The organism is Selenomonas sp. WCT3 (assembly GCA_900100835.1).
GTDB classification, from domain to species: domain Bacteria; phylum Bacillota; class Negativicutes; order Selenomonadales; family Selenomonadaceae; genus Selenomonas_A; species Selenomonas_A ruminantium_E.
In genome coordinates, this window is sequence record FNCM01000003.1 from 218,435 (window position 1) to 232,537 (window position 14,103).

Here is a 14,103-nt window from a genome sequence, read left to right on the forward strand (position 1 = left end):
AGGATAGACGGCTCTTTTTATAAGAACAAATTAACGCAATCCGTTAACTGAGAGGAATTCTATATACATGTGGTGCAAAAATTGTAAGATTGAGACTTTAGATAAAATATGCCCGGTTTGTGGTAGTAAGACAATCGAGGATATCCCTACAGAGATTTACTATTGCAAGCATTGTCAAACACCGGTTATTAAATATGTCAATGATTCCCATAAGGATGGTTGTCCGCTATGTCATAAAAAGTTGAGCTACATGGCGACGGATTTACGACCTGTATTTCCTGAGGAACGGAGATTGTTGGAGCTGTTGCTAGAAAAAGATATATATAGTCTACAAAGGTCAGCAGTATGGGCTAACAAAAACCGTTACTATATTGATGGGAAGAGTAACGTTATAACAAGTGATATATATGCGGCGTCAAATACCCAAGAGATACGAAAAGCGCTGCAGGAAAGCGACATCGAGCAATATCAAGATGCTTTTCAATTCCAGATGGATTTGTTTGTGGAGGCTAATCGTGAGCATTTGTTTTCGATTATTGAAGAAGCTCACGAGTTTATTCGAAAAGAAGCAAGTCGATATCCACAAGAGAATATAGTACTATCCTTTTCCGGGGGAAAGGACTCTACCGTGGTAGCCGATATTGTAACCAAGGCGTTAAGCAACCCTAGTCTAGTACACATATTTGGCAATACTACGTTGGAATTTCCCACGACCTTGGACTATGCGAAAAGGTTTAGGGAGGAGCATCCCCAGGCGATATTTCAAATAGCTGAGAATCGCGAACAGGATTTTATGGATATGTGTGCGGAGATTGGACCACCGGCACGGATGATGCGTTGGTGTTGTTCAATGTTCAAGACAGGTCCTATCACGCGTATTATCAGCAATTTATACCGAAACCAACAGATATTGACCTTTTATGGTATTCGCAAGTATGAGTCGGTAAGTCGCAGTAAATACAATCGAGTTGAGCAGAATACTGAATCGGTGAAAATCCAGCAACAGACAGTGGCCGCCCCTATTTTTAATTGGAAAGATATTGATGTCTGGTTGTATATCCTGTCGGAAAAGATTGATTTCAACGATGCATATCGCTTGGGATATGATCGTGTAGGTTGTTATTGTTGCCCGAACAACAATATCAGAGCACAGTTTTTGTCTGGCATATATATGCCGGATCGGTCAACGAAGTGGCGAAACTTTTTGATTGATTTTGCTAAGAAAATAGGAAAGAGTGATGCCGAAGTGTATGTAGATTCCGGCAAATGGAAAGCGCGTCAAGGCGGAAATGGCTTGGCGGCAGCTAAAACAGTAAAGCTTCAGTTTACTAATTGTACAGCCGAAGAACATTCGAAAATATACAAGCTATTCCGACCATATGACGATGAACTTATCAATATGTTCATACCTTTTGGCAAGATAGCTAAGGATTTGGGGCGGAAATTATTACAAGAAACTATTATCTTAGATGTGAAGAATAATGTGCCTATACTATCGTTGCAACCTTTTGCTCAAGATGGTTACGAATATGCCGTCAAGGTAAAGACCTTGAATGTGGAAGATCATGAGGAGTTGCAGCGATTAGCCGGATATCAGATTCGGAAATTCAATGCTTGCCGTCGTTGCTTAAAATGTGAATCGATTTGCCGTACAGGTGCGATTTCTATAATGGGAGATTCCTATTATATCGATCCGGATAAATGTGTTCATTGTTATAAGTGTATGAACGCTAAGTACTTAGCCGGAGGCTGTATGATGGATAAATATCTGCGCACAAAATAAACAAATTAGCTAAGAGGGAGAAATAGATAATGAAATTTCGGGGCCATGAGACATTCTTTATTCGTAAGGGCTGGCTCACTAAGGGTATGAAATATGTGAAACAAAATGCAGCGGTGTTTGTCAGTAAGGACGAAAAACCGATGGATGTTTTTGGAATCGGTTCAAATATGGTGAAGTCCCTGCGTTATTGGATGCAAGTGGCTGGTATTACTGAGGAGAAAAAAACAGGTAAAAGAGTGCAGTTTTTTACAGAATTAGGGGAACTTATTTATAAATACGATCGTTATATCGAAGAACAGGGAACTTTGGCACTTTTACAATATAAAATGGCAAATAATAAAGACGAAGCAACGGCATGGTACTATTTTTTCAATCATTTTAAAGTTCAGGAGTTTACGAAGGAAGATTTCATCAATAATATTAAGGCTTGGTTGGTTATGGGAGGTGATAGTGTCACGGTGGCAGAGCGATCTTTGCAGGATGACTTTAATTGCATAATCAACACGTATTTGCCGAGATATAAGACAAGTTCTAAATATATTTCGCCAGAAAATAATATTGCTTGTCCATTAGGAGAATTGGGCTTGATTGATTATGTAAATCGAGAAAATAAGATTTATCGGAAGAATATTGTAGCAGCAGACCAAATCCCGCCACAAATTGCTTGGGCTATGATTTTGGCTAAGCATGAGGGCAAAATGGAAATCAGTTTGGATAAGCTCTTGAATGATGAGGGCAGTATAGGCCGAGCTTTTAATTTGGATATCGTAACATTGTTAACGATTTTGCGTAGAATTGAAAATAAAGGAATTGTGAAGATTGTGCGCACTGCAGGTCTTGATGTGGTGAAGATACTCAAGATGGATACTGCTATAGAAAACATCGAGGCGTATTATAAAGAAATTTGGGAAGAACAAAAGGTGAATGAATAAATGATAAAAGTTGCAGAGGGATTTCAATATTCGGTAAATCTTGGTTATGATTTATACCATGATGAGAAAATAGAAAATTTCATCCCTACTAATTCGGCTCTGGATTTTATGGAAGATGTACTGAAGTCTACAGAGATATCTTCGACGGAAAGAGCTAGAGTGCTTGTTGGTGCTTATGGGCGAGGAAAATCCCATATGGTGCTGACCACGTTGTCGTTGCTCTTAAAAAAAGATAGAAAGAAATTTCGGCATTTGCTGCCTAAATTGCAGGGACGAAGAGAGTTGGCTCAAGAAATTGAGCGTTATTATAATTCTGTTGATAAATTGCTTCCGGTGATTATTTCTGGCAGCAGTACAAGTATTCCTCAGGCTTTTTTGACGGCTTTAGAGCACACTTTGCGGGATGAAAATTTGTTAGACATCATGCCAGATACCAATTATCGGGCGGCTATTCGCTGTGTGCATAAATGGAAGAATGAATTTCCAGACACCTATAAAAGATTTGTTTCCATGATTAACGGAACCGTATCGGATTTTCTGAATCGGTTGAAAAATTATGATATAGTAGCGTATCAGGACTTTGAACAACTATATCCGCAACTTACTGCAGGCAGCGTGTTCAACCCTTTTATTGGCTTCGATGTAGTTGAACTTTACGAAAGTGTATTAGAATGCCTTAAAAACAAAGGTTATACGGGAATTTATGTTGTGTATGATGAATTTAGTAAATTCCTCGAAGCCAATATTCAAGGTGCTTCTGTTAGCGATACAAAACTCTTACAGGATTTTGCTGAAAAGTGTAATCGCAGTGGAGAAAAGCAACTGCATATATTACTGATTTCTCATAAGGAAATTGCGAATTATATTGATAAATTGCCAAAACAAAAAACAGATGGCTGGCGCGGTGTATCAGAGCGATTTAAACATATTCATTTAAGTGATGATTACGAACAAACTTATGGCATAATTGGTACCGCTATACAGAAGGATAGCGATAAATGGCAGATATTTCAGCAAGAACATTCGATTGCATTTAAAGCATTAGAAAAATTGTATGATAAGCACGATATTCTAAAAGAGTTTTCTGCACAAGAAAAAGTCAATTTCATATTGTCTTGTTATCCATTGCATCCAGTAACTACGTTTATTTTGCCACGATTAGCAGAAAAAATTGCACAAAACGAGCGTACCTTATTTACTTTCTTGTCGGCAGATAGTCGGTTTACCTTAGTAGATTTTTTACGACAAGGTACTAACGGATTCCGTTTATTAACACCGGATTACGTCTTTGATTATTTTATGCCGCTACTGGAGAAGGACATCTACAATGGTGAAATTCATACGATCTATGTTTTGGCAAAAAATATATTAAACAAAGTCGTTGGTGATTTGCTGCAAGAAAAAATCATAAAAATTCTTGCTTTGATTTACATGGTTGAACAGTTCGAATTGTTGAAGCCAAAACAAGAAGAAATAGAGCGTATACTACAACAGGAATACTCTACTGTGGATATTGATAGAGCGCTGAAGGATTTGATTGCCAAGGAATACGTTATTTACCTTAAACGTAGCAATGGTTATTTGTGCTTGAAACAATCTTCTGGTGTTGATATCTATAAAAAAATAGCGGATTACATGGCAGCTAACGCCAATTATGATATAAAAAACATCTTGAACACGATCAATTTTGACCGCTATATGTATCCGGCGCGATATAACGATGAACGAGAAATGACTCGTTTCTTTGCATTTGAATTTATTCATGCTAGTGAAGTAGATCTCAGTGTGGATTGGGAGATAAAGAGTGAAAATATTACAGCGGATGGAGTTGTTTATGCTATATTGACGGAGTCAGAAGAAGAACTTGCGGTTATGCAGGAAATTCTCCCGAGAATCACGGCTGAGTATAATCGATTTATCTTTGTAATAAGCAAGCAATATGTAGATATTAAGGACAAACTATTAGAACTTCATGCCGTGGGAGCGTTACGGGAGGCAGCTATAGGGGATGCTGTGCTCTATGGTGAATACGATTTGGTTTATAGTGATCTTTATGATGTACTGCGTGCCTTTGTTCAATCGTATACGAGACCAGAACGAGGAGCGGCTGTTTACTATCATAAAGGAGCAGTACAGCGGATTCATCGTCGTTCGCAATTGTCTAGGCTTTTATCGAATATATGCAACAATGTTTATCGGTTGACCCCTGTTATCAACAACGAAGTTATCAATAAAAATGAATTGACAACTACAGCTATTAATAGCTGTTACAAAGTTTTAGCCGCTATTTTGCGCACGGAAGTGGAACCAAATCTAGGATTGACCGGTACGGGACAGGATGTATCCATCATGCGTAGTACCCTTATGCGGACAAAAATATTGGTAGCAGATGAAGATGGCTGGTACTTTAACCGAAACACTAGTGATAAGTGTATGAATATGGTACTAGAAACCATATATCACTTTATGGAAGATTCGATTGGTGATGAGAAAAGGCGTAGTTTTGCAGAATTGTACCAGGCTTTAATGTCACCAAAGGGCCCCTTTGGTCTTAGGCGTGGTGTTATTCCCATATATTTGGCAGTAGCCTTACACGGCCATAAGAAAAATGTTCTTATCTATGATCAGGGAGATCCTGTCAACATTACAGCAGATGTATTACAGCAAATAAATGCCCAGCCTGAGCGGTTCTTTTTAGAGAAAATTGACTGGTCAAGCGCAAAAGAAGGTTATATTAAGGAGTTAGAACATATTTTTGCCGATTTTATCACGAAAGCGGAAAGTACGGCGGATATTTTTGAGCATGTGGCTAGAGGCATGTTCAAATGGTATGTTTCGTTGCCGAAATATAGCCGGGATATGCGATGCCTGCCCGATGGAACTAAGATTGTATCGGAGATGATAGCTTTTCGCAAGGTAATAAAGGATGAACACAATGCCAGTGAATTGCTTTTTGACAAATTGCCTAAGATTTTTGATCTTGCAGTGGAAAACACGCCGGAACTCTGTAAGGCAATAGGGGCCAGTAAGGATTTTTATGATCAATCCATAGGAAATCTGGAAAAGAGTGTAGGGAGCGAAGTCCGGCAGGTTTTTCAGCAGAATCAACCCAAACGGGCATCACTGAAGTCTATTATGCTGGATTACTGTGACAATTTGCCGCAAGCTGTATTCGAGGAAATATTTGCAGATGGTACAGGAAGATTTTTAGAGATATGTCGTATGGATGGCACAAATGATACGTTGCTGCTAACGAATATCGTGAGGGAAGCCACAGGACTGCGATTGAATGACTGGAGCGATGCGACGTTTGATGTATTCAAAGCGAAAATACATGAGTACAAAAAGACAGTTGAGGAATATTCTGAGACAAGCAAGGATGACACTGCTTCCCTAGATGATGATTTCGATGGTTACGAGTTTTTGTTTCAAAATGCTCAGGGAAAAGCAGCGAAGAAGAGATTTACGAAAGTGGAGTGTTCGCCACGGGCTAAGTTGCTTCGCAATAGTTTGCTATCCAATATCGAAGCAATGGGACAGTCGATTACCGAACAAGAAAAACGTCAGGTTTTAGCTGAGCTTTTACAAGAGTATTGTTAAGGGAGATTAGCATGGTATATTTCAACAATGCTGCTACGACCTATCCTAAACCGGCAGCAGTTTATAAAGCAATGGATGAATTTTATCGGAACAATGCGGGGAGCCTAGGGCGTGGTGGTAAGGAAATGAAATCTGCAGGGGCGTTGGTAGCAGATACCAGACAGTTGCTCAAGGAATTACTGCATACATCCCAACATGAAGTGATTTTTACGCCAACGGCAACCTTAGCATTAAATATGATAATACAAGGCTTAATGAAGCAGCCGGTGAAAAATGTTTATATCACGCCTTTTGAGCATAACGCAGTGACTCGGGTTTTGCATGCCTATGCTGATAAGATAAATGTACAAATCTTAGCCGTAAATAAAGATTGCTCTTTTGATTTGGAACGTATCGGCTATCAGTTCGCAGACTCTCATCCTGATTTAGTCATCATGTCTCATGCTAGCAATGTTATCGGGGTAATAACACCAGTGGCAGAAGTGTTTGCTTTAGCCAAAAAGTATGCGGCTATCACTGTGGTGGACATGGCTCAAACAGCTGGGCTCGTGGATTTGGATATAGCAAAAGCAAAATGTGATTTTGCTGTATTTGCAGGACACAAAACGCTATACGGGCCAACAGGCGTATCGGGATTTTTAATGAATCCTGCTGTCGAATTGCCTACGGTTTTGTTTGGCGGTACAGGAGTTGATTCTGCAAATCAAGATATGCCTGAAGATATACCAGCCCGATACGAAATGGGAACCCCGAATATGATGGCTATCGCGGGATTACATGCGGCATTGATGGAATTGAAAGAAAAGAAAATAACGGAGTACCATCGGAAAGAACAAGAAAACAGAAAGCGGCTATTGAATGTTCTAAGTAAATATGATTTTGTAAGGCTAGTAGGGATTAACAAGAGTTTGGATTATGTTGGTGTAGTTTCTTTTACCATAGATGGAATTAGCAGTGATAGTGCAGCGCAAATATTTGCAAAATTAGGAGTTGACCTAAGAACAGGTCTACATTGTGCACCGTTAGCGCATAAATTTTTGGGCACATATCCCGCCGGTTCTATACGCACAAGTGTTGGGATATATACTAATGATGAGGATTTATTACGATTAACAGAATCGTTAAATTATATCGAAAGTAATTTATGAGCAATAGTTATTGGCTAATAGCTTTTAACGATATAGTGGGAGGCATTATTGTGGGGGTTAATTCAAACAATAAAAAAACATTTAATGAATTGCTAAGAAGTGAAATAATGGGCGATTTAGTTTTGCCGGATTTTCAACGTGAATTTGTATGGAAAATAGAGCAACAAAAAGCATTGGCTGCTACTTTTTTAACGAGGATACCGTTAACAAGTCTATTGCTTTTGGAAGGAAAAAGAAAAGATTTTGGGTACAAGAGATTATGCGTTAAAAACAAGGAGGTAAATGATGCCTTACCGGGAGATAATAAATGCACGTTTTTGTTGGATGGACAACAACGCTTATCAACGTTAAAAAATATTTTTTCTGATGTCTATAGCAACTGCAATGGAGATTGGGAGAGTGTATTTGATAATATAGATAATAAATTGAAATATCGTTGGTTTTTAAATCTAAAACCTAATAAGCGTTTTGATGATAATGGGGAATACAGCGATGTCTTCGGAATAGAAAAATTGTCAACGCCAAAGTCTTTAGATAAATTAGAGCCTGGAGATATAATCGATTATATAGAATGTAGGAAAATAATAAAAGGAGATGTTAAAGGTAAGGATAAGTTGAAATGGTGGCATCCAGCTTTTGTTTATTCTGATAATATAGATACCCCTCAATATGAATGTAAAAAACGGTCGGCAGACGAATATATGATTCCATTGTATAAATTTTATAATGATGAAAATGCGGATGAGAAGAATAGATTTAAAGCTACATCGACTATATCTAAAATTGCAAAAGATAGAGTGGAAAAATTGAAGGCTGAAATAAATGAAGAAAAAAGAACCGTGGATGAAATATTTGTGGGGGAATTGCGGTCCGTATATAAAGCGGATTCCGCAGAAGCATGGGATGCTTTAGAATCGAATTGGACTAACGCGATGAATAAAATGATATTAGATACAGTTGGACAAAATATTTATTTTATCGAGTTGGATACTGCAGAAATTGGACGTGCAGTTACTATTTTTGAGAATATGAACGCTTCGGGGACAAGATTATCTGTCTTTGATTTAGTGGTTGCAAGAGCTGCAGCTGGTAATAAAATGCATGAGTCTTTAACTGCACGTATTATTAAGCGACTTAACGAAAAAATAGCTATTCCAGAATCTTTAACGCCAAATATAAAAGGTAGCATAAACATAGCTGAAGATATGAAACTTATTAAAGATAATGAAATAAATGCGAATTTTAAGAATGCTTTTATTTCAATGTTGGCAGCAAAAAAGAAAATTGATAGTTTACCGAAAGATAATAAACAATATTTCAAAATATCGTCTGATGATTTAAAGCAGAATAAGATCCTACAGATTACATCTGAAGAGATTTTTTCTAATGTTGATAATGTAGTCGATGCCTTGAAAAAAGCATATATGTTTCTGCAGTATAGATGTGGATTAATATCAATAAAAAATTTATCATATAGATTGATGATTATACCGATAGCGTGTATTTTTCTTGATGATAATAAATGGAATGACAATGTTGTAATAGACAGAATAGAATGCTGGTATTGGTCATCTTTGTTTAGTGGGGCTTTTTCTGCAAATCAAAATAATAGAAGTGCAGAAGATGTGAAAAAATTATTCGATTTTGTCGATAATAGTAATATAAATATATTTGATGAACGTATTGATAAGATTTTTGGACAAAAAGGATATTCGGATTTATCAACCTTTTTAGGAGAAAGTGAAGATTCTTGGAATGAAGCTATGCACCAAGGTGTGTTAGCGTATATTCTTAGTCGAAATCCACTTGACTTCCAGAAGCATACATCAATTCATTTGCGTGCTTGGGAAGCATCGAGGAAAACTGCAGTTTCTTATAATAATGTTAGCTATATAATTGATTTGCAGGATCATCATTTAATTCCTCTTTGTCAAGATAAGATGATTAGATATAGTGATTCTGAAAGATATTTAAGACAAAATAAAAAGTTTATTTTAAATTCACCGTTAAACAGAACTTACATAACGGCTGAGGCAAATAATCGGATAAGTAAAGATAAAATAGATTCTTATATGAAGGATATTAATGGCTATAGTGCAAGTGAACATTTTATACCCAGTTCTGATTCTTTAGTGAAAAAGAAAAATGAAGATGATGACAAATATTATCGAAGGGTATTAACAAATAGATTTAAATTATTAAGCAATGAGATGAAAGATGAACTCGATTTTCTGAAACATGCCGAATAGTGATGAGGGATAGCATAATGAGCTTGAGAGATATACCTTTAAAATCTGAATATCGAACTCTTAAAGATAATATTGCTAATGAATTTTATGTCCCTGCATTGAAACAGGCGATATCATATAAGAGAGCCGTGGGCTTTTTTTCGTCTTCCATACTTGCTATGATTACAGATGGTTTGTATGAATTATATCAAAACGGTGGGTATATTCAGATCTTAGCATCGCCAAGATTATCTGATGAAGATATTGAAGCTATAAGGCTAGGGTATGAAAACAGAGATGTAATCATAAAAAATGCTGTTGTGCGAGAATTGAGAGACTATGAAGACTTTAAGACCAGGGATCGTTTGAATTTGTTAGCATGTTTAATTGCAGAAGGCCGATTAGATTTTGAAATCGTTGAGCCTATGCTAACCAATGGAAGTGGTATGTATCATGAAAAAGTGGGAATTATCACTGATGCAGAAGGAAATATAGTAGCATTTTCTGGTTCTATGAATGAGAGTAGTAATGCGGTCGAAAATAACTATGAATCATTTGACGTGTTTTGCTCGTGGAAAAACGCTGATGAAGAACGAGTTATGAGTAAAGTCGAAGCATTCAATCGCCTGTGGGAAGATCAAGAAGATAAAGTAAATGTCTTTAAATTTCCAGAAGTAAAAGATTTGTTTATAAAGAAATATCAAACGGATTGTTATTGTCTTCAAAAAGAAAGAGATCGTGTCTATGATGAGGTGGCCGAACCTAAGGCTGATTATGATAGAGATGGTGAGGACGACAATCTTTCGTTTGTAAAGCCGGAATGGCTTCGTTTATATGACTATCAATTAGAGGCTATTGATAATTGGCAGAATAATAACTATTGTGGAATTTTTGATATGGCAACAGGGACTGGGAAAACATTTACTGGTTTAGCAGCTGTTGCGCGTTTATGTGAGAATGTAGAGAAACTTGCTATAATTATTGTTTGTCCCTATCAACATCTAGTGGAACAATGGGCAGGTGATGTGCGAAAATTCGGAGTAAATCCGATAGTGGGTTACAGTGGCTCTAAAAATAAAGATTATAAGCGAAGACTGGCATCCGACATATTTGATTTTAGGATGGGAATAAAAAAACGCTTGTGTTTCCTTTGCACAAATAAAACTTTCGCTTCAAGAGCTATTCAAGAGGTTTTAGGAAAAACTAGAGGAGAACATGTGCTGTTGGTAGTTGATGAGGCGCATAATATTGGGGCAGAACACTTGCGAAAGACATTGTCTGTAAATTATGAATATAGATTAGCATTATCGGCTACACTGGAACGATATCAAGATGATGACGGGACAATGGCAATAAAAAGTTTTTTTGGAGAGAAATGTATCGAGTATACTCTGGGACGAGCGATCCAGGAGGAAAAATTAACACCATATTATTATTATCCTATAGTGACCTCGTTATCGGAAGAGGAATACAAGTTATACCAAGAATTAACCAAGAAAATGATGTCCTGTTTGATAAAGATAAACGGCAAACTAACTTTAAACGAACTTGGGAAAAGACTAGCAATTAAACGTGCTAGAGTGGTATCGGGGGCGGTTGATAAAATTAGTAAACTAAGAGTTTTAATAGAGGATGGATATAAAGATAAAAACAATATGTTGGTTTATTGTGGTGCGACTCGTTTAGTCGAACAGGATGGAGATATATCGATTCATGATGATATCAGACAAATAGACTATATTTCTCGCATGTTGAATATTGATTATGATATGCGTACTGCGCAATTTACCTCGAAAGAGAGTGCAGAAGAGAGGGAATTGAGACTGCGTTCTTTTGCTGAAGGAGAGATTCAAGCTCTAGTAGCTATAAAGTGTCTTGATGAAGGGGTTAATGTTCCACAAATACAAACAGCATTCATTTTAGCAAGTACTATGAATCCTAAGGAGTATATTCAACGACGTGGGCGTGTACTACGATTATATCCAGGAAAAAAGTTTGCTGTGATTTATGATTTTATTACTCTGCCACATGCGGTTGAAGATGTTCCGTATTTAGATGCCGACGTGCGTGCTGGTGATATATCATTAGTTAAGAAAGAATTGTGTCGATTGCTCGAATTTGAACGGTTAGCTAAAAATAAACATGAAGCGGATGAAATATACAGTGAACTCATTGATGCTTATGAATTATATGATTTTGATGTGGGTAATGAAAGTATTTGGGAGGAGCTAGTATGAAAGAGATTGAGGTAAACGAAAAAATTGTGGATCGTATCATGATGCGAGTTATATATGATGAGACGCGAAATTTGAGAACGGAAAAGTACAGTGCTTCAGAATTGGTAAAGAAACATATTAAGACAATAAAAGAATATACAAAGGAGCTTGTTACCAATGAAGATTAAAAGTATATATTTAAAGAATTTTCGTCAATTCAAGGGAGAGCATACATTAACGTTCTCTACTGATAGTGAGAAAAATGTCAGTGTGATAATGGGAGAAAATGGTTCAGGGAAAACTACGTTGGAACAGGCTTTTCGGTGGTGCTTATATGGTGCGCATGACTTTAAGGTGGCAGAGCTTATAAATCGTGAGGTTAAAGATTCGATGATATCTGGTGAGGAAGGAAAAGTTAGAGTCGAATTGATAATTGAGCATAATGGCAAGGTCTATAGGGTGGCACGGTATCAGATATTAGAGAAGAAAAATGGACGTTTAAAATTAATTAATGATGGTTTTATAATGCGCGAACAAGATGATTTGGGAGAATGGAGAAGTTTAAGCAAGGATGAGGCGTATGTCCAGATGAAGACGTTGTTGCCAGAATCGTTGGCAAGATTCTTTTTCTTTGATGGGGAACGAATTGAAGCAATGAGTCGCACATTGTTAGATGAAAAGAAAAGTGAAGAATTCCAAGATGCTGTAAAAGGGCTTGTGGGTCTGGATGCTGCTTTGAATGCAATAACTCATTTTGGGCCGGAGAGTCTTAAACGTACAGTAATGGGAAAGTTTTTTCAAGATGTTGGGGCTGGTGGTAATAATAAGATAGAAGAACTTACTGAGCAGATAAACAAGTTTAACGACGATGTGAAAACTCTTCAGGAACAAATACAAGGTGTAAAAGAAGAGGCAGAACGTTTTCAGCGAGATTTAACAAGGGCTGAAAATAAGAAAAATGAAATGAGGGAGGGTATTGACCGTAGTAATGAAGTTCGGAAATATACATTGAATTTGAATCAATATCATAATAATAAAAAGCAACATGCAGAGCGTTACATACATAAGTTTGCTGAAAATGCTCAAGCGTTGTGCTCTAAGTATGTTGTGGAACAAGCCTTGACGGTCATAAAAAATGCTGGAGCGTTAGATTCAGGAATACCTGCGCTTCATGCAGATGCAGTTCAGTTTTTGTTAGACCGTGGGATGTGTATATGTGGAGCTGATTTGAATAATGACTATGAAAAAAAGAAACATTTAGAAAAAATGTTGCAGATGCTCCCTCCATATAGTGTGTCTACAATTGCGTCTCAGCTTGCAGCTGATCTTCAAGAACAGGTAGCTAGGGTTGAAAATGTAGAAATAGAATTAGAAGAATTGTTGAAAGATGAGCGGCGTGATGAAGCACAAATTTCTGATTTGGAAGACAAGCTGAGTATGATTGATCGGAATATTCCAAGTCAAGACAAAATCGAGAGCCTCAATAATCAGATTAGTCGGTTTAAAAAATTGAAATTAGATGCGGGAAATGAGTTTGCAAAACTTAATAGCCAGAAGGGAAAGGTAGATTATCAGTTAAAAACAGCAATAAATAAGCGTAATGAATTGCTGATTGAAGATCAAAGAAATCGGACAAATTTAGTATACTTGTCTTATGCTCGATCTGTTTATGATAAGTTGTTAGACTATTATAAAGTAAGAGAAGTGGAAACGAGAAAGCTGCTTCAAGATGAGATTAATAGGATTTTCGAGGATATTTATGATGGCGGTATTCAAATTAATGTTGCAGATAATTATACTATAACCACAGATGTTATAGATCCTTCAGGACAATTTGATGGAACAAATCTTGAGCAGAATACTGCACAGAGCTATGCGATTATTTTTGCGTTTATTGCAGGATTAATTGAGTTGGCGAAGAAGAAATATATTCAGCGTAGTGAAGAATATTCCGATGAGGATATGGATGTTATAGATGGATATCCGTTAGTTATGGATGCGCCGTTATCTTCTTTTGATAAAAATAGAATTCATAAAATTTGCAACGAGCTGCCTAGAATAGCAGAACAGGTTGTCATTTTTATAAAAGATACGGATGGTGAATTGGCAGAACAGCATTTAGCAGATAGAATTGGGACGAAATGGACTTTGATAGCTGATAGCAAAGTATGTAGTCATATCGAAAGGAGAGCGTGA

At 37.0% G+C, this 14,103-nt stretch carries 8 protein-coding genes; all 8 read left to right on the forward strand.

Going from position 1 to position 14,103, the window contains the following annotated elements:
- The first annotated feature begins 250 nt into the window (after positions 1-250).
- From BLQ36_RS04175 to BLQ36_RS04205, 8 genes are read left to right on the forward strand one after another with little or no spacing between them, the layout of a single operon-like run.
- The gene (locus tag BLQ36_RS04175) at positions 251-1,783 is read left to right on the forward strand and encodes a phosphoadenosine phosphosulfate reductase family protein (RefSeq protein WP_218970065.1); all 1,533 of its coding nucleotides are present in this window, start codon (positions 251-253) and stop codon (positions 1,781-1,783) included.
- Positions 1,784-1,812: 29 nt separating this feature from the next.
- On the forward strand, positions 1,813-2,715 hold the full coding sequence (locus BLQ36_RS04180) for a DUF4007 family protein (RefSeq protein WP_074514120.1): 903 nt from the start codon (positions 1,813-1,815) through the stop codon (positions 2,713-2,715).
- The gene (locus tag BLQ36_RS04185; protein WP_074514121.1) at positions 2,716-6,315 is read left to right on the forward strand and encodes a hypothetical protein; all 3,600 of its coding nucleotides are present in this window, start codon (positions 2,716-2,718) and stop codon (positions 6,313-6,315) included. It abuts the gene before it with no gap.
- A gap of 11 nt (positions 6,316-6,326) precedes the next feature.
- Positions 6,327-7,463 carry an aminotransferase class V-fold PLP-dependent enzyme gene (locus BLQ36_RS04190; RefSeq protein ID WP_074514122.1) on the forward strand — a complete coding sequence of 379 codons (1,137 nt, stop codon included), beginning with the start codon at positions 6,327-6,329 and terminating at the stop codon, positions 7,461-7,463.
- Positions 7,464-7,513: 50 nt separating this feature from the next.
- Positions 7,514-9,712 (forward strand): DUF262 domain-containing protein, encoded by a 2,199-nt coding sequence (locus BLQ36_RS04195; protein WP_180364828.1) that lies wholly within the window; start codon positions 7,514-7,516, stop codon positions 9,710-9,712.
- A gap of 17 nt (positions 9,713-9,729) precedes the next feature.
- Positions 9,730-11,928 carry a DEAD/DEAH box helicase family protein gene (locus BLQ36_RS04200; RefSeq protein ID WP_074514124.1) on the forward strand — a complete coding sequence of 733 codons (2,199 nt, stop codon included), beginning with the start codon at positions 9,730-9,732 and terminating at the stop codon, positions 11,926-11,928.
- Positions 11,925-12,095, forward strand: a complete 171-nt coding sequence (locus tag BLQ36_RS13375) for a hypothetical protein (RefSeq protein WP_180364829.1) — start codon at positions 11,925-11,927, stop codon at positions 12,093-12,095. Before BLQ36_RS04200 ends, BLQ36_RS13375 begins: the two co-directional genes overlap by 4 nt.
- Positions 12,085-14,103: an AAA family ATPase gene (locus BLQ36_RS04205; protein WP_074514125.1), complete on the forward strand. Its 2,019-nt coding sequence runs from the start codon at positions 12,085-12,087 to the stop codon at positions 14,101-14,103. The genes BLQ36_RS13375 and BLQ36_RS04205 overlap by 11 nt, the downstream gene beginning before the upstream one ends.